The organism is Micromonospora fulviviridis, from assembly GCF_014648395.1.
Lineage (GTDB): Bacteria > Actinomycetota > Actinomycetes > Mycobacteriales > Micromonosporaceae > Micromonospora > Micromonospora fulviviridis.
In genome coordinates this window covers 48,816-66,420 of the sequence record NZ_BMRA01000009.1, presented here as the reverse complement: position 1 = coordinate 66,420, position 17,605 = coordinate 48,816, and the positions used below count along the sequence as shown (strand labels likewise).

7 protein-coding genes are annotated in these 17,605 nt (G+C 73.9%); 5 read left to right on the top strand and 2 right to left on the bottom strand.

The window, feature by feature from the left end:
- The first annotated feature begins 17 nt into the window (after positions 1-17).
- Together IEY96_RS22945 and IEY96_RS22940 are read left to right on the top strand one after the other, a co-directional pair.
- Positions 18-593: a winged helix-turn-helix domain-containing protein gene (locus IEY96_RS22945; protein WP_189196878.1), complete on the top strand. Its 576-nt coding sequence runs from the start codon at positions 18-20 to the stop codon at positions 591-593.
- The gene (locus IEY96_RS22940) at positions 590-1,876 is read left to right on the top strand and encodes an MFS transporter (RefSeq protein WP_189196877.1); all 1,287 of its coding nucleotides are present in this window, start codon (positions 590-592) and stop codon (positions 1,874-1,876) included. Before IEY96_RS22945 ends, IEY96_RS22940 begins: the two co-directional genes overlap by 4 nt.
- 152 nt (positions 1,877-2,028) lie before the next feature.
- On the opposite strand, the gene IEY96_RS22935 is transcribed toward IEY96_RS22940, so the two are convergent.
- Positions 2,029-4,674: a glycoside hydrolase family 3 N-terminal domain-containing protein gene (locus tag IEY96_RS22935; protein WP_189196876.1), complete on the bottom strand. Its 2,646-nt coding sequence runs from the start codon at positions 4,672-4,674 to the stop codon at positions 2,029-2,031.
- Positions 4,675-4,898: 224 nt separating this feature from the next.
- On the opposite strand from IEY96_RS22935, the gene IEY96_RS22930 reads away from it, so the two are divergent.
- From IEY96_RS22930 to IEY96_RS22920, 3 genes are all read left to right on the top strand, one after another.
- On the top strand, positions 4,899-6,137 hold the full coding sequence (locus IEY96_RS22930; RefSeq protein WP_189196875.1) for a glycoside hydrolase family 16 protein: 1,239 nt from the start codon (positions 4,899-4,901) through the stop codon (positions 6,135-6,137).
- A gap of 108 nt (positions 6,138-6,245) precedes the next feature.
- Positions 6,246-6,764, top strand: a complete 519-nt coding sequence (locus IEY96_RS22925) for a GNAT family N-acetyltransferase (protein ID WP_189196874.1) — start codon at positions 6,246-6,248, stop codon at positions 6,762-6,764.
- A gap of 16 nt (positions 6,765-6,780) precedes the next feature.
- Positions 6,781-7,620 (top strand): PhzF family phenazine biosynthesis protein, encoded by an 840-nt coding sequence (locus IEY96_RS22920; RefSeq protein ID WP_189196873.1) that lies wholly within the window; start codon positions 6,781-6,783, stop codon positions 7,618-7,620.
- A 52-nt stretch (positions 7,621-7,672) separates the two neighbouring features.
- Here IEY96_RS22920 and IEY96_RS22915 read toward each other — a convergent pair whose 3' ends face one another.
- A complete protein-coding gene (locus IEY96_RS22915; RefSeq protein ID WP_189196872.1) occupies positions 7,673-17,347 on the bottom strand; it encodes a calcium-binding protein in 9,675 nt (3,224 codons plus the stop codon).
- Positions 17,348-17,605: the final 258 nt, after the last annotated feature.

The following is a 17,605-nucleotide window of genomic DNA, read 5'->3' as shown; positions in this document are numbered from 1 at the left end:
GGGTCTAGGGTGACGGCATGGCGGACGAGCCGAGCACCCTGCACCTGACCGATCCGAGAGCCATGCGGGCGCTGGCCCACCCGACCCGGATCCGGCTCCTCGGCGAGCTGCGCATCCGCGGTCCGCAGACCGTGGGCATGCTCAGCGACGTCACCGGCGAGGCGGTCGGCTCGGTCAGCTACCACCTGGGCAAGCTGGCCGAGCACGGCTTCGTCCGGGAGGCCCCCGAGCTGGCCCGCAACCGCCGGGAACGGTGGTGGCGGGCCGCGCACGCGCGGACCTCCTGGGAGCCGGTCGAGGCACTCGCCGACCCCGAACGCAAGGCCGCCTCCGATCTGCTCCGCCGCGTCATCCTGGACCGGTACGTCGACCGGCTGCTGGCCTACCTCGACGCCGAGGCAACCCTCGACCCGGCGTGGGTTCGTGGCACCGCCAACAGCGACTCCACGCTGTACCTGACCAGCGACGAACTGGTGGAGCTGCGGGCGGACCTGGAGGCGCTGTCCGCGCGCTGGCAGGCCCGCAGCGACCGGGACCGGCCCGGCGCCGACACCGTCACGCTGATCTACCACGCCTTCCGGGATCCGCGGTGACGCCGGCCCCGCCGCGCCGGACCCCGCTGATCGGGCTGCTGATCGCGCACACGGTCTCGCTCACCGGCAACATGCTCACCCTGATCGCGCTGCCGCTCTACGTGCTGGCCGAGACGGGCTCCCCCGCCGCCACCGGGCTGGCCGGCGCCTTCGCCACCGCCCCGGTGGTGCTCGGTGGCGCCTTCGGTGGCGTGCTCGTCGACCGGATCGGCTACCGCCGGGCCAGCGTGCTGGCCGACCTGGTCTCCGGCGTGACGGTCGCCGCCGTACCGCTGCTGCACGCCACGGTGGGGCTGCCCTTTCCGGCGCTGCTCGGGCTGGTCTTCGTGAGCGGCCTGCTCGACACCCCCGGCCAGACCGCCCGCACCGCGCTGCTGCCCGAGGCGGCGACCGCGGCTGGGGTGCCCATCGAGCGGGCGATCGGCTGGTTCGAGGCCACCGAGCGTGGCGCCCGCCTGATCGGCGCGCCGGTGGCCGGTCTGCTGGTCAGCGCGCTCGGCGCGCTGCCGGTGCTGGCCGTGGACGCGGTGACGTTCGCCGTCTCGGCGCTGGCGGTGGCGGTCCTGGTGCCGGCGAGCCTGCGGCCGACCGCCGAGCCGGGCACCCCCTCGTCCGGCTACTGGCGGGACTTCGCCGCCGGGCTGCGCTTCCTGGCCCGCGAGCCGCTGCTGCGCGCCATGGTGCTGCTGGTGCTGGTCACCAACCTCTTCGACGCGACCAAGAGCAACGTGCTGCTGCCGGTCGTCGCCACCCGGGACCTCGGCGGAGCGGCGGCGTTCGGCCTGCTGGTCGGCGCGATGGGCGGCGGGGCGCTGGTCGGCTCGCTGCTGTTCAGCGCCGTCGGGCACCGGCTGCCCCGCCGCGCCACCTTCGTCACCGCCTTCGCCGTCGCCGGCGCCCCGCCCTTCTGGGCCCTCGCCGCCGCCCCGCCGCTGCCGGTGGTGGCCGCGGTCTTCGCGGTGGCCGGCCTCGCCGCCGGCGCGATCAACCCGCTCATCGGCGCCGTGAAGCTGGAACGGGTGCCGGCGACCATGCGGGCCCGGGTGTACGGGGTGATCGGCGCGGGCGCCTGGGCGGCCATGCCGGTGGGCGCGTTCGGCGCCGGCCTGGCCGCCGACCGCTTCGGCACCACCGCGACCCTGGTCGCCGTCGGCACCGGCTACCTGCTGGTGGTGCTCACCCCGCTGCTCGGCGGCCCGTGGCGGGACCTGCGCCGGCCGGCGCCACCGGAGCAGCCGCGGCCGGACCGCTCCCCCATGCCCGCCGCCACCGGGGCGGAGTGAGCGCGGCCGGTCAGCCGTCCGGGCCGGGCGGGACCGCGAGCGGCCGGCCGGCCTCGACGTCGACGTGGGGTCCCCGTCAGGCTGCCCGACCCGGAGCCTGACGCCACGCCGGTCTCCCCGACGACCGCTCGCGGGGAGACCGGCGTGGCACGTCAGGCGGCGACGCGGGCGAGCAGCGTGAACGCGCGGACCGGGTCGCCGGTGAGCTGGGCGTGGTCGGCGTCGGCGATCAGCGCCGCCCAGTTCGCCGGCGCGCTCCCCCGTACCACGGCAGCCTGGGCGGCGTCCCGGGCCACCCCGAGGATCGCCTCGACCAGCGCGGCGTCCCGGTGGTCGGCGCCGAGCTGCCGCCCGAGCCGGTCCAGCGCCCGTGGGGCGTCACGCAACGAGCCGTCCGCGTGCCAGTTCGATCCGGCGAGAGCGGCCCGGACCTGCGGGCGGTCGGCCGCGACCGCGGCCAGCCGGTCCCGGCCCGGGTCGGTGCGCAGGCCCCAGCCGAAGGGGAACAGCGGCCGGTAGTCGGCGTCGCCGACGTTGACCGGCACCTGCGCCTCGTCCCGCGGCCAGCTCACCGGCAGCCGGCCGGTGAACGGACGGCGACCGAAGAGCACGTCGGCCACACCGGTGCCCTCGCTGCCCGGCAGCCAGGAGGCCACCAGGGCGTCGATCTCGCCGAGCTGGTCGGTGAGCACCTGCGGCCGGCCGGAGACCACCAGCACCACGCACGTCGGCAGCGCCGCGCACACCTTGTCGACGACCGCCCGGTCGGCGGGCTGGAGCCGGAGCGACTTCTCCTCCTGCTGCGGCGCGCTGCACCAGCCGCACTCGGGCCCACCGACGTCGCCGTAGCCCTCCGCGTACGGGGTCTCGCCGACCACCACGACGCCGACCTCGGCGCCGTCGGTGGGGGCCGAGGCGTCGGCGCTGTAGGTGACCCGGGCCTCCGGGGCGACCTGGCGAATGCCGTCCAGGACGGAGGTGCCGGGGACGGCGTCGGCGCCGGAGACGCCCTGCCAGGTGACCGTCCAGCCGCCGGCCTGGTTGCCGAGGTCGTCGGCGTTACGGCCGGCCACGTAGAGCGAGGCGTCCGGGCGCAGCGGCAGGGCCCGCCCGCTGTTCTTCAGCAGCACCTGGGACTTCGCGACCGCCTCGCGGCCGATCGCCCGGTGTGCCGCGCTGCCGACCTGGTCGACGTCGTCGGCCGAGGCGTACGGGTGCTCGAAGAGGCCCAGCTCGAACTTCTTGGTGAGGATCCGCCGCACCGCGTCGTCGATCCGCGCGGTGGGCACCCGCCCGGCGGTCACCTCGGCCAGCAGCAACTGCTCGAACTGCTCGGCGTTGTACGGCTCCATGAACATGTCGGTGCCGGCGTTGACCCCGACCCGGACCTTGTACGCGGTCAGCCCGCCGTTGGTCGGCTCGGACGGGTCGGGGATCTGGTGGATGCCCTCCCAGTCGGAGATCAGGAACCCGTCGAAGCCCAGCCGACCCTTGAGCACGTCGGTGATCAGCTCGCGGTGGGCGTGCATCTTGGTCGGGTTGCCGAGCCCGTCCTCGGTCCAGTCCAGGCTGGAGAAGGAGGGCATCACGCTGCCCACCCGGTGGGCCCGCACGGCCGGCAGGTAGGGGGCGAGGTCCACCCGGGCGAAGTGCTCCCGGTCGGTGACGGTGACGCCCTGGTCGATCGGGTACTTCTGCTCCCACCAGGGCTTGCCCTCGTTCGCGGCGGCGACGGCCTCGTCGTAGTCGGTGTCGCCGTCGCCGGCGTAGTGCTTGGCGGTGGCGAGCACCCGGTCGTGGTCGTCGAGCCGGCCGGGCCGCCCCTGGAGGCCGTCGATGACGGTCTCCATCGACACCACCAGCGCCGGGTCCTCGCCGAAGCTCTCGTAGCTGCGGCCCCACCGCTCGTCCCGGGAGACGCAGAGGCAGGGCGCGAAGTTCCACGGGATGCCGGTGGCGCGTACCTCGGCGGCGGTGGCGTGGCCGACCCGCTCGACCAGCTTGGGGTCACGGGTGGCGCCGAGCCCGACGTTGTGCGGGAAGACCGTGGCGCCGACGACGTTGCCGTGACCGTGCACGGCGTCGATGCCGTAGATCAGCGGGATCTGGAGGCGGGTGCTGAGCGCCTGAGCCTGGAGTCCGTTGACCATCTCGACCCAGGCCGCCGGGGTGTTGCTGGCCGGGGTGGAGCCGCCGCCGGAGAGCACCGAGCCGAGTTGCCAGCGGGCGACGGCGGTCGGGTCGTCGGCGACGGCCGCCCGCTCGGCCTGCGTCATCTGGCCGATCTTCTCGGCGAGCGTCATCCGGCCCAGCAGGTCGGCGACGCGCCGCCGCACCGGTAGCCGGGAGTCGAGGTACGGCAGGCCGTGCGCGGCGACCACCACGGTGGGCCGGGCCGCGACGGTGGCCCCGTCGGCGGTGAGGGTCAGCGGCAGCGTCTCGGCGGTCTCCGCCGTGCCGTCCGCACGCAGGGCGACCGTGAGCGAGCGGGTGGCGCCGGACGGGGCGCCCGCCGGGAAGGTGAGCGTGCCGGAGGCGGCGGCGTAGTCGACGCCGGGGGTCGCGGTGCCGGCGCCGGTGGCCCAGCGCACGGTGACCGGCGCGGCCAGTGGCCGTCCGTCGGAGGTGGACACCGCGAGGTCCACCGGCACCCGGCTCCCCTCGGCCGCCGCGTACACCGACCGGCCGGCGGTGACGGTGACCGTGCCGGTGTCGGCGGCCGCCGCGGGCAGGGCCGGCAGCAGGGCCACCACGAGGGCGCCGGCCCCGGCGAGGGTCACAGGTCTGGGCAGTCTCATCTCGCGCCTCCCCACGGGACCGGTCGCCTGGTGCCCCGTCGGCCCGGGCCGCCCACGTCCCGGTTCCGGATCCTCCCGAACCGCATCGCATTACGTCAATATTTCCGGCCGGTTCCGGAACCGGGCGCGCCCACCCGGGGAAGCGCTCTCTTGACAGCTCCGAGCTTCGTTCATAACTTCATCGAAGTCTATCTTTATGGTTTGTTAACAACAGGGGAGGCACCGTGCGCAGGATCCGTACCATCGTCGCCGTGGCCCTCGCGGCCGTGGGACTCACGGCCGCGCTGACCACCGTCACCGACACCCCCGCCGTGGCCGCGCCCGGAGCGGTGACCTGGTCCGACGACTTCACCGGCCCGGCCGGCGCGGCTCCCGACGGGAGCAGGTGGCGGTACGACATCGGCGGCAGCGGCTGGGGCAACAACGAGCTGCAGTACTACACCAACAGCACCCGCAACGCGGCCCTCGACGGCAACGGCAACCTGGTCATCACCGCCCGCAAGGAGAACCCCGCCGGCTACTCCTGCTGGTACGGCAGCTGCCAGTACACCTCGGCCCGGCTGCTCACCAACGGCACGTTCAGCCAGGCGTACGGCCGCTTCGAGGCGCGCATCAAGATCCCGCGGGGGCAGGGGCTCTGGCCCGCGTTCTGGATGCTCGGCAACGACATCGCCACCAACCCCTGGCCGAACAGCGGCGAGATCGACATCATGGAGAACGTCGGCAAGCAGCCGTCCACCGTGTACGGCACGTTGCACGGCCCCGGTTACTCCGGCGGCAACGGCCTGGGCGGCTCCACCTCGCTCCCGAACGGTCAGGCCCTCGCCGACGCCTTCCACACCTACACCGTCGACTGGGCGCCCGACTCGATCACCTGGTACCTGGACGGCGTGGCGTACTCCCGCAAGACCCCGGCCGACGCGGGCAGCAACCGGTGGGTCTTCGACCACCCGTTCTTCATGATCATGAACGTCGCGGTCGGCGGCAACTGGCCCGGCTCGCCGGACGGCAGCACCACCTTCCCGCAGACCATGACGATCGACTACGTCCGGGTCCAGGCCTGGGACAACGGCGGCGGCGGGGGCACCGGCGGGCAGATCGTCGGATACGGCAACAAGTGCGTGGACGTGGCGAGCGCCAACACCGCCAACGGCACCCCGGTCCAGCTCTGGACCTGCAACGGCACCGCCGCCCAGCGGTGGACCTGGAACGCCGACGGCTCGGTCCGCGCCCTCGGCAAGTGCCTCGACGTGACCAGTGGGTCGACCGCCAACGGGGCGAAGGTGCAGCTCTGGGACTGCAACGGCACCGGCGCCCAGCGGTGGGTCTTCACCGCCAACGGCGACATCGTGAACCCGCAGGCCAACAAGTGCCTGGACGCCACCGGCGCCAGCTCCGCCGACGGCACCCGCCTCCAGATCTGGGACTGCACCGGCGCCCCCAACCAGAAGTGGCGCCGCTGACGGCCCATGGACCCCTGCCGCGTTGATCATGAGGTTGGCTCCTGTGGACGGGGCGTTCCAGGGGGCTAACCTCATGATCAGCGCGCCGGTTCCGGTAGGGGGTGAGGCATGGGTTCCGTCCTGGTTCAGAGCATCCGCACCGGGCGGCTGGTTCTTCTGCCGTTGGGTGTGGGGCACGCCGGGGAGATGGCCGTCGTGTTGGGTGATCCGGGGTTGCATGCCTTCATCGGTGGGGCCCCGGCCGATGCGGCGGGTCTGCGGGCCCGTTACGAACGGCTTGTCGCCGGTTCGCCGGACCCGGAGGTCTCCTGGTGCAACTGGGTGATCCGACTGCGCGACGAGGGGTGCCTGGTGGGCACCGTGCAGGCGACCGTCAGCGGCCCGGCCCACGACCGCGTCGCGGAGATCGCCTGGGTGGTGGGGACCGCGTGGCAGGGGCGGGGCATCGCCACCGAGGCGGCCCGGGGGCTGGTGGCCTGGCTCGGGCGGCAGGACGTGCGCACCATCATGGCCCACATCCACCCGGAGCACCGGGCCTCGGCCGCCGTCGCCACCGCCGCCGGCCTGACCCCCACCGACGTACGGCACGAGGGCGAGATCCGGTGGACGAGGACCGCCGGTAGCTGACGCGTACCGTGGCGCCATGACGGAAGTCCTGCGGTACGCCGCCTTCACCATCGACCCGACGGCGGGCAACCCCGCCGGCGTGGTCCTCGACGCCGGTGGGCTCACCGACTCGCAGATGCAGGCCATCGCCGCCGACGTCGGGTACTCCGAGACGGCGTTCCTCGCCGCCACCGGCCCAGGCGAGTACGACGTCCGGTACTTCAGCCCGCAGGCCGAGGTGCCGTTCTGCGGCCACGCGACCATCGCCTCGGCGGTGGCCGTCGCCGAGCGCGGCGACACCGGCGAGCTGGTCTTCCGGACCCGGGCGGGGGTGGTCCCGGTGGCGACCGGTCGAGCTGCCGGCGGGCAGCCGACGGCGACCCTGACCAGCGTGGCACCCTCCGACTCGCCGGTGACGCCGGACGACCTGGCCGAGGCGCTCGCCGCCCTGGGCTGGGCCACGGACGACCTCGACCCGGCGATGCCGCCCCGCGTCGCGTACGCCGGCGCCCATCACCTGGTCATCGGCGCGGCGACCCGGGAGCGGCTGGCCGCGCTCGACTACGACTTCGACCGGCTGCGCGACCTGATGCTGCGACGGGACTGGACCACCGTGGCGCTGGTGTGGCGCGCCTCCGGCACGGAGTTCCACGTCCGCAACCCCTTCCCCGTGGGCGGCGTCGTCGAGGACCCGGCGACCGGCGCGGCCGCCGCCGCGCTCGGCGGCTACCTGCGTACCCACGATCTGGTCGAGCCGCCGACCACCTTGCACCTCCATCAGGGCGCGGACCTGGGCCGGCCCGGCCTGCTGGTGGTCGACGTGCCCGCCGGCACGGGCGGGATCCGGGTGACCGGCAACGCCGTGGTGATGGGCTGAACACGCCGGGGCCCGGCTTCCCTCGCGGAGAGCCGGGCCCCGGACGCGTCGCTCAGTCGGTGCAGGACGGTGTGTCGAAGTGCCCCGGAGTGCTCGGGAACGCCGCCCCCGCCCCCTGGTCGGGGTTGTCCCGCGGGTACACGTAGGACAGTTCCAGGAAGGCCGACGTGCCCGCCGTGGTCACGTCGCTCGCGCTGCGACCGGCGCCGTTCGCCCAGGCCAGCCGGGTCAGGAAGTCCTGCATGGCCGGGCTGTGCTGGCGGACGTCGTTGAACCCGCCGTACGCCGCGTTGCAGTGGGTGAACAGGTTGTACGCGCCGTTCCAGTCGAACAGCCGGTCACCGTTGTTCGGCCCGTTCTGCGTCACGTCGCCCTGGAGCACGTCCCGGTCCCAGCCGCCGTAGATCCAGTCGGTGCCGTGGTGGTGCTGGTTGTCGGCCAGGACGTCGTTGTCCAGGTTGGTCGCCTCGAACCAGCGGCACGGGTCGACCGTGCCGGCCGCCAGGTCCACCGGCCAGGCCCCCGCCGCGCAGTTGTCCGGGTAGGAGCCGCGCGGCCGGAAGTCCAGCAGGTCGGACCCGAGCACGGCGGTGACCGCCGGGCCGCTGGTCGCCCCGGCCCCGCCGAACAGGTGGTCGACGTACTGGTCCTGGTCGCCCCGGGCCGCGGCGCTGAACACGCCGTTCACCAGGCACTGCGGGTTGGCCGCGTCGAGCACCGGGTCGCAGCCCCTGCCGCCCCAGAGCACGTCCGAACCCTCGCCGCCGAACACCTCGTCGCCGCCGCTGTCGCCGTTGGCCACGTCGTCGCCGAAGCCGCCGTGGATGTTGTCCGCGCCGGCCCCGCCCCGGATGAGGTCGGCCGCCCCGGCGGTCAGCCCGGCGTACGGCATGGGCGCCGAGGTGGCGCTGCCGATCCAGGCGTCCCCGTCGGTGTCGTGCAGCAGGTCCACCCGGCGGTCGTAGCCGCCGGCCCGGAACCCGGTGAACGTCTCCTGCGGGACCGAGGAGAGCGTCGCCGTGAAGCCCAGCGCCGCCACGTCGTCGGCGTTGAGGTACTGGTTCACCACGCCGCCGCGGTCGCCGAGGATGGCGTCCCGGCCGTCCTCGCCGTAGAGGCTGTCCGCGCCCAGCTCACCGAAGAGGTCGTCGTCGCCGGCGCCGCCGCGGATCGCGTCGTCGCCGTCCTGGCCCCACGCCCCGTCGTTGCCGGCGTCCCCGTAGAGCTGGTCGTTGCCGTAGGCGCCGGCCGGTTCGCAGGTGGCCTGCGCGGTGGTGCAGAACCGGGTCGACGGGCCGGGTAGGGCCGGGTCGTGGGTCCGCGCCACCGTGGCGCCGGCCGGCACGGCGCCGGTCGGGTACCGCTCGGTGTAGACCCGCTCGGCCGCCTTGCCGTCGACGGTGGTCACCGTGCGCAGCAGCGAGCCGTTGTCGCCGAGGAGCACGTCGTCGGCGCCGTTGCCCTCGACCACGTCCCCGGTGTCCCGGAACCCGGCGGCCGCGCTGCCGCCGATCAGGTCGTCCTGCCCGGCCGGCGTACCGGCGCCGACCAGGTCCGCCGGGGCCGCCGGGTCACCCGGCCAGCCCGGATCGGGCAGCGGGGAGACCGTGGTGCGGCCCGCCGCGCCGAGGGCGGTGTCGCCGCGCAGCGTGTCCGCGCCGCCGTTGCCCTCCAGGTAGTCGCCGTCGCCGTCGCCGGTCAGCGCGTCGTCGCCGTCCTGACCCCAGAGGGTGTCGACGCCGTCGCCGCCGCTGACCCGGTCCGCGCCGGACCGGTTGGCGGTGGCCGCCGCCCGGTCCAGCAGCACCACGATCCGCGGGCCGAACGGGTTGCCGTCCGCCCCGAGCCGGACCGTCACGGCCGTGGGCTGCTCACCGGCAAGCGGGCGGAGCACCGCGCCGTTGTCACCGATGACCGCGTCGGAACCGGGTCCGCCGAACAGGGCGTCCGCGGTGTCCGGCTGGCCCGTCGTGGCCGCCCCGGTCCCGTCGTACGCGGTGCTGGAGCCGCCGACCAGGTCGTCGTCGCCGGCGTCGCCCTCGACCCAGTCGGAGCCGGGGCCACCCTCGGCGAAGTCCGCGCCCGCGTCGGCGTGCACCCGGTCCGGTCCGCCCTGGCCGAAGATGACGTCGTCGGCGTCGCCACCGGAGATCAGGTCACCGCCGCTGGTGCCGGCCGCCGGGGCGAACCCGAGGTCGAGCAGGGTGACCTTGCGCGACGGCACGGTCCGGGCCTGGGTGACCCGCGTCGCGTCGGCCGTGGCCGGCACGAACCGGGCGTTGTCCCCGGCGATCAGGTCGGCGTCGCCGTCACCGAAGAGCTGGTCCCCGGTGTCCGGGCGGCCGGTGCCGGCGACGGGCTCCTGGGCGGAGCCGCCGACGATCTCGTCCTTCCCGATGCCACCGTGGACCACGTCGGCGCCGTTGTTGCCCTCCAGCTGGTCGTCCCCGCCGTCGCCGTCGACCCGGTCGTCGCCGAGCCCGCCGTAGGCGATGTCGCCCTCGGGGCCACCGGAGAGCACGTCCCCGGCGCCGGCGGCCGGCACGTCGCCGGCCAGGTCCAGCGGGTACGGCCCGACGTCGCCGATGCGCGGGGTGCCGTTGTCCCCGACGATCCGGTCCACGCCCTCCTCGCCGTAGACGAAGTCCCGGCCGTCGGCCACGCCGGCCACCCGTCCGCCGCCGTAGAGCACGTCGTCGTCCGGGCCGCCGAGCACCTGGTCGCCGCCCTCGTTGCCCTCGGCGGTGTCCACGCCGGTGCCGCCGTACAGGCCGTCGTCGCCGGCGTTCCCGAAGAGCAGGTCGATCCCGTCGTCGCCGTGCAGCTGGTCGACGCCCGGACCGCCCCAGGCCCGGTCGGCGCCGCCGCCCAGGTGGAGGGTGTCGTCGCCGAGCTGGCCGCAGGCCCGGTCGTCGCCGCCGCCGAGGTCGGCGCGGTCGTTCCCGCTGCCGGCGGTGACCACCTCGACCCCGGCGCCGCCGAGGATGAGGTCGGCCGCGCCCTGGTCGGTGGGAGCCGGCTGGTCGCCGGCGAGGCTGGCGTCGGCGCAGGTCTCGGCGGTCAGTCGCTTGTCGCCGAAGACCGTCGCCCCGCCGTCGCCGCCGACCACGTGGTCGCTGCCCAGGCCGCCGACGAGCAGCTTGGTCTGCGACTGGGTGCCGGCCGGCAGCGGCTGGTGGACGACCTGGCGGGCCGGGCCGTAGCCGTCGGTGCCGTCCGGGTCGCCGACGCTGGACGGCTCGGCGATCACGTAGTCCTCGTCCGGGCCGCCGAACAGCTCGTCGGTGCCGTAGCCGCCGACCAGCACGTCGTCGCCGCCGTAGCCGTACAGGTGGCCGGTCTGCCCGTTGGCCGAGTGGGACACGACCAGGTCGGCGCCGGCGCTGCCGTGCACGGTGTCCTGGCCCGCGCCGGTGTCGACCTTGTTGGTCAGCCCGGCGTCGCCGCTGCCGGCCGCGTCCGGGTCGGCCGGGACGCCGCTGCCGGCGGTGTGGATGGTGTCGTCGCCCTTGCCGCCGTTGAGGATGTCCGCGCCCGGGCCGCCGACCAGGAGGTTCTTCCCGTTCGGCCGGTCGTCGAGGACCACGCCGACGACGTCGTCGCCGCCGTTGCCGTAGACGGTGCTGGCACCGTGCCCGACGGTGACGTGGTCGTCCGCGCCGGTGGTCTCCTCGGTCGGGTCCTTCAGTTTCGTCCAGTCGACCAGGCCGGTGAGGCTCTTGTCGCCGACCGAGGTGTGCACGGTGGTGCCGGAGCGGTCGACCGCGCCGAGATCGCTGTCGCCGGCCACCACGTCGTTGCCGTCGCCGGTGGTGACGGTGTCCTTGCCGGCGCCGCCGGCGACCCGGCTGACCTGGCCGGCCGCCTCGGCGGTGACGATCACGTCGTCGCCGCCGCGGCCGTCCACCCACGCCGGACCGGTGCCGGTGCGGATCTGGTCCCGGCCGTCGGAGCCGAGGACCACGGCCGCCTTGTCGAACGCCGAGGTCTTCGTGCCGTCGCCGCTGGTGTCGCCGTCGCCGAGCAGCAGCACCGACAGGGAGACCTTGTCGGCGTCGGCGACCTGGTAGCCCCGCCCGTCGACGACCACCCGGGTCAGGTTCGGGTCGAGGAACTCCTGCTTGCGCCCGAGCGCCTCGACCGCGAAGCCGTCGAAGTCGTCGGTGGCGCCCTCGGTGCCCGCGTCGGCGTAGTGCAGCGCGTACACCTTCACCACGTCACCGGCGTAGGTGCCGGCGCCGTTGTCCCACGCCTTGTCCCCGCGCTGCTCCTTCTTGCCGAACCTGCCGGCGAAGACGACGAGGGTGTCGTCGACCGTGCCGCCCAGCTCGGGTGGCTTCGGTTTGCAGTCGGGTTGCGCGCGGAAGTCCAGCAGGGTGGCGTCGACCAGGGTGAAGTCGAAGGTCTTGGAGAACAGGAACAGGTCGATGGTGATGTAGACCTTGAGGAACACCGACAGCTGCCCGCTGGTGGTGAAGAGGCAGACCGGGTTCACCAGCAGCGCCTGGAGGAACTCGCTGGTACGGAACTTCCCGTCGTTGTTCGGGTCGTTCCAGCTGAACCCGACGGTGAGCCGGATGCCGCCCTCGATGCCCGCCTTGACGATGAGCACGCTGACCTCGGCCCCCGCGGCGATCTCGCCGCGCAGGGTGACCACCGGCACGGGCTTGCCGCTGCTGTCGGTGGTCTTGAAGTAGAGGCCGTCGAGCAGGCTGACCGCGTCGAGGTCGGTGCCCTCGGTGGCGGCCTCCACGGCGTGCCGGATGCCGGCGGTGTCCAGGCCGGCGATGAACCGGGCGGTCACCGAGGCGCTGCCGGAGAGGGTGACCAGCACCGGCGGCGGGGCGTACACCGGGCCGAAGGACTGCCGCCAGCTGAACCCGAGCGACAGCGGGCCGGAGTCGAAGCTGACCAGCTCGACGTCCTGCCCCATGAGCAGCCCGAACAGCGAGCCCGGGTTGTCGAAGACCGGGAAGCTGAAGCCGGTCTTCTGGGCGTTGGTCTTGCCGTTCTCGTCGGGGGTGAACAGCTTCCCCGCGTCGCCGCCGGCCGCGCCGTCGACGGCCGTCTTGACGTCCGACGCCTTGGCCGGCTGGTAGCCGGTGCCGCGGTCGATCAGGCTCTCGGCCGAGGCGGGCGACACCTCCGTGGTCAACGCCCTGGCCGAGTCGACCTGGAACGCGCCGAGCGGAATCGAGCAGTTGGTGGCGCAGGAGGTGGGTATCCGGTTCACGAAGGTGATCACGGATCGTACGGTGTCGACGAAGTCGAGCTTCGGCCCGCCGGTCAGGGTGCTGAACGTCTTGGCCAGCCAGACCAGGGTGATGTCCGGTCCGCCGGTGGCCTTCGACAGGTCGGACAGCACCGGGATCGGCGCGTACAGGGTGTCGATGACCGGCTGGAGCGGGCCGGTGACCGCCTTGATCTTCTCCACCACCGGCTTCAGGATCTTGGTGAAGAAGGCCCCGGCGTCCAGCGCGATGTCGGTGAAGGTGACCTGGAGCGGCGTGGTGACGTTGCCGCCGGTCGCGCTGAGCCCGCCCTGCTGGTGCTTCAGGCCCCACTTGAGCGCGAAGCGTGCGCTGACGCCGGGCAGCGCGGACACGTCGCCGCCGGTGTCCACGGCGGCCGCCAGCCGCCAGCCGATGTTCACCTCGGCGGTGAGGTCGGTGGCGATGAGCGAACCCAGGTCGGCGAACTCGGCGAGGGTCAGCTTGGCGTCCGCGTCGGCGGCGCAGTCCGCGGCCACCGCCGGGTCGAAGCAGCTCTTCTCCCCCGCCGAGCCCTTCAGGTCGACCCCGAAGTAGGCCCGCACCAGCGGCGCGGTGCCCTGCTTGGTGGCCTTCACCTGGATGAAGGCCAGCTGGGCGGCCAGGTCGCCGGTCATGTCGAAGGTGGCGCCGATCTGCACCTCGGGCGCGGTGTCCCCGTCGTGGGTGGGGACGTAGAAGCCCTCGTCCCGGTCGAGGACCAGGTCCAGGTGCAGCTTCCAGCCCAGCTTGGCCTGGATGCCGTCGGGGGCGCCCTTCTTCGCCTTCAGCGACAGGCCGGGGATGCCCAGGTCGAGCGGCACGTTGACGCCGAGGCACTTGTCGCTGTCGCTGGCGTCCTTGCAGCCGTCCGCGGCCGAGGGCGCGCCGCGCGAGGCGGTCAGCTTGATCCGGATGGACTGGAAGTCCTCCGGCTGGCAGGGGGTGGCCACCCCGCTGCGGCAGCCGACCACCGCGCTGACGCCGGAGTCCAGGTCCTTGAGCACGTCGTTGAGGGCCGTCTGCATGCCCGCGCTGTCCAGCGTGGCGTTGGCCAGCACCGGGCCGATCGCGGCCTTGACGTCCGCGCGCAGTTGCGCCACGAACTTCTGGCCCTGCTGCAGGTCGTCGCCGACGAGCGGCAGCTTGCCGTCGAAGCTGGCCAGCCGGAGCGCCTCCTCCACCTTGGCCAGGTAGCCGTCGATGCCGACGTTGAAGTCGGTCAGCTTCAGCGACAGGTTGGCGAAGCAGGAGGTGAGGTCGGGGGTCTGCGCGTGCGGCGTCAGGTCCAGCCCCATGGTGAAGGTGAGCAGGTTGGTGGCGTCGGCGGGTTCGCAGTTGTTGACGAACAGCGGCGCGCGGGCGCAGACCGGGGTGGTCGCGCTGCCGACCCCGCCGCCGCAGTCCACGCCGGCGGTGGTGAACGTCGGCGTCAGGCCGAGCAGGTCGGTGACCGGCCCGTCGGCGGCGAGCCCGCCCAGGCCGACGCTGAGGTTGGCCTTGACGGTGGCGAAGTCGGGGTCCTTGCCGAGGTCGAGGGCGAGCGGGCCGACCCGGGCGGCGAGCGCCGCGTCGTCCACTCCGCCCTTGACGGTGACCTTGGCCGAGGAGTTCTTGTCCAGCAGCGGCGCCGCGTTGAGCTTCAGCGGCAGCAGCAGGCCGAGCTGCGCCCGGGCGTCGACGTCGAGGGCGAAGGTGCCGGAGCTGTCCAGGCTGACCAGCTCGCGGGCGCCGTCCCAGGCGAAGGCCAGCGGTCCGGCGGTGCGGACGTTGCGCTTCCAGTCCAGCCCGATCCGCAGGTACGGGCCGCCGGCCCGCTCGTCCAGGGTGAACTGGATCCCACTGTCCTCGCCGATCGCGTTGTTGAGCTGGTCGAGGGCGTCCTGGAGGGTGTCCGGGGGCGCGGCGAGCAGCTTGTCCAGCGCGTCGGCCAGTTCGGGCCGCAGCGCGTACGCCGTGCCGTCGGCGGGCTTCGGCGTGCCGGCGGCGTCCACCCGCAGGGTCTGGCCGTCCACCCGGTCCAGCACCCGGTATGCCTTGCTGCCGATCACGACGGTCCGCCCGGCCAGCCGCGGGTCGAAGGCCGCGTCGCCGCTGCGGTTGCCGTCCTTGAGCAGGAAGTTCGCCCCGTCGGCGGCGAACGTGACGCCCTTGCCGACGCCGCTCTCGTCCGCGCCGAGCAGTTCCCGGGCCGAGCGGCCGAGCAGCGGGATCTCGGTGTTCAGCGGCCCGCTGCCGCCGCCGGGCTGGGAGAGCGCGGCGTTGACCAGCCGCAGCGCCTCGACCACGACCGCGAAGAGGGCCTTCGGGTCGTCCGGGTTGAAGTCGACGGCGAAGATGCCGTCGAGGCTGCTGGTGTCCACCACCGGCTGCTCGCCGGCCTTCCAGCTGACGTCCACGCCGACGCCCTGGCCGAGCGCGCCGGTGGCGCCCGGGACGCTGACCGTGACCCGGCCGGTGGTCTTCACCGAGGACGAGACGGCGAGCAGGTTGCCCGGCTCGGACTGCAACCGGCGGAACAGCTCGCCGAGGCTGACGTCCTGCGCCTGCTTGAAGCTGACCTGGAGCATCCGCTGCCCGGCGGCGGCCGGCCCGACGGCGAGGTCGCCGCCGAGCCTGACCTTGAGGAAGCCGGCGTTGGCGAAGAAGTCGACCGCGGTGGTCACCGGGAAGTCGGCCGCGAACAGCGGCGTGGCCGGGTCGGTACGCAGCAGCACCCGGTCCGCGTTGGCGGCCGGGCTGCCGAGGTCGTCGCGCAGGTCGAGCACGAGGGTGACCGCCGCGCTGTAGCGGGGCTTCACGGTGGCGAAGCTGGCCTGGGCGTTGGCCGCCCGCAGGCCCACCTTCTTGTCGCCGCCGGCCGGCTTGGTGAGGGTGCCGGCGAGTTCGACCGCGCCGATGTTCGGGCTGGAGCCGCTGATCACCCAGACGCTGTCCGGGCCGGGCCGGCCGCCGATCCAGTCCTCCGCCAGGGTGACCGTGGTGGCGGTGTTCGCGGCGATGGTGCCGGCCGACGTGCCGGCGACCACCCGCTGGCCGACAAGCTCACCGGGGGTGAACCGGTTCCCGTCGACGCTGAAGCCGTTGGCCGTGAAGGTGGCGCCGCGGCCGGAGACCGAGGCGGCGCCCGGGTCCAGCGGCACGGCCACGGTGGACTCCCGCTCCAGCTTCACCCGGAAGACCAGCTTCTCGCCGGCGAAGGAGAGGTTGTCGACCGGCAGCCCCTCGGCGGCGAGCAGCGCCACGAGTTGCTGGATCGAGCTGAACTTCGGCTGGCCGGCCTTGGCCGGGTCGTCGGTGGCCGGGTCGAACTCCGGGTCGTCCGGCTTCGGGTGCACGTACTTCTTGAGGAAGCCGGCGAGCTTCTCGTTGACCTTCACCGCGTCGGCGAAGGTGCCGCGGAGGAAGGGCAGGCTCAGGTTGCCGGCCGGCCCGCTCTGCTGCACCCCGCTGAGCAGGGTGGCGAGCTGGGCCAACCCGGAGGCCAGGTCCAGCGGGCTCATGTTGCGGAACTTGGCGATGGTCTCGTCGAGCCCGGTGGTGGTGACGGTCGGGCTGCCCACGCTGATGTCGTTCCAGTCGACCTTGACGGTGGCGGCGACGGCGGGCAGGGCGAAGGGGGCGCCGGCGGTGGCCGCGCCGAGATTGACCTGGCCGTGCACGGAGCCGGGGCCGGGCTCGGTCTCGGTGTCGGAGATCCGGCCGCCGCCGGCGTTGTCCAGGGCGACCTGGACCAGCCCGCTGAGGGAGCCGGCCGCGCCCAGCTCACCGGTGCCGGCGCCGGCGCCCGTGTCGAAGGCGAGCCGGCCGTCGCCGTTGGGGTCGGTGACGGTGGCCTTGACGTGGGTGCGGGCGGTGAGGGTGCTGCCGGCGGTGAGGGTGACGCCGAGAATGCCGACCGAGGCGGTGGCCTGGTCCAGGTCGGCGCGGAGCGTCGCCGCGGCGTCGATGTCGAGGCGCGGGGTGTCCCCGTCGCGGACCAGGTAGGTCTGCCCCGCAGCGGTGTGCCGGGCCCGCAGGTGCAGGGTCGCCCAGCCGGTGACGTCGACCGCCTTGGCGACGGTCACCCCGCCGACCGCCAGGTCCTTCGCGGTGACCTGCCGCTTGGTGGTGACCACCACGTCGAGCAGGTGGTCGCCGCCGCTGGTGGTGACCGTGCTGGTCAACCGGGTGCCGCCGCCGAGGTCCACGTCGTCCTTGGTCAGGCCGCCGGCCAGGGCGTCGGACGCCTTCCGGGCGAGCTTGTCGGTGTCCACGAGCGCGCCCGGGCTGACGCCGAGCAGCGGCAACGGCTGGCCGAGCCGGCCGACGCGGGACAGGCCGCCCTCCGCCCAGGTGGCGGTCTTCGACATCAGGTTCTTGAGCGCGCTTTCCCACGCCTCGTCCGCGTGGGCCGGCGCCGCCGTCCACACCAGGGCGAGCGCGGCGGTCACCACCGCCGCGGTCAGGCCGGCGAGCAGCCGCCGTAGAGCCACCATGAGCCACCTCTTCCTCGATGGCCGTCACCGACGGCGCTGGTCCCGCGCCAGCACATCGATCGCGAGGGCGACCCACAACTTCTGTGTCGAGATCGTGACACAGCGTCAGACTGATCGGTCTACGTCACTACGCCGGGAGTCCTGATCGGACTGAGCGGTCAGCCAGATCGGCACGCCGGCACGGACGGAACCCGGCGAGCCGTGTAACGAAACGGCGGGGGCCGACGCTGATGAAAGCTGCCCCGCACGGGAGCCGGC

Bases quoted from the DNA above. Each gene is read 5' to 3' on its own strand.
- IEY96_RS22920 (WP_189196873.1), top strand. From the start codon at position 6,781: ATGACGGAAGTCCTGCGGTACGCCGCCTTCACCATCGACCCGACGGCG.
- IEY96_RS22935 (WP_189196876.1), bottom strand. From the start codon at position 4,674: ATGAGACTGCCCAGACCTGTGACCCTCGCCGGGGCCGGCGCCCTCGTG.
- IEY96_RS22925 (WP_189196874.1), top strand. From the start codon at position 6,246: ATGGGTTCCGTCCTGGTTCAGAGCATCCGCACCGGGCGGCTGGTTCTT.
- IEY96_RS22915 (WP_189196872.1), bottom strand. From the start codon at position 17,347: ATGGTGGCTCTACGGCGGCTGCTCGCCGGCCTGACCGCGGCGGTGGTG.
- IEY96_RS22945 (WP_189196878.1), top strand. From the start codon at position 18: ATGGCGGACGAGCCGAGCACCCTGCACCTGACCGATCCGAGAGCCATG.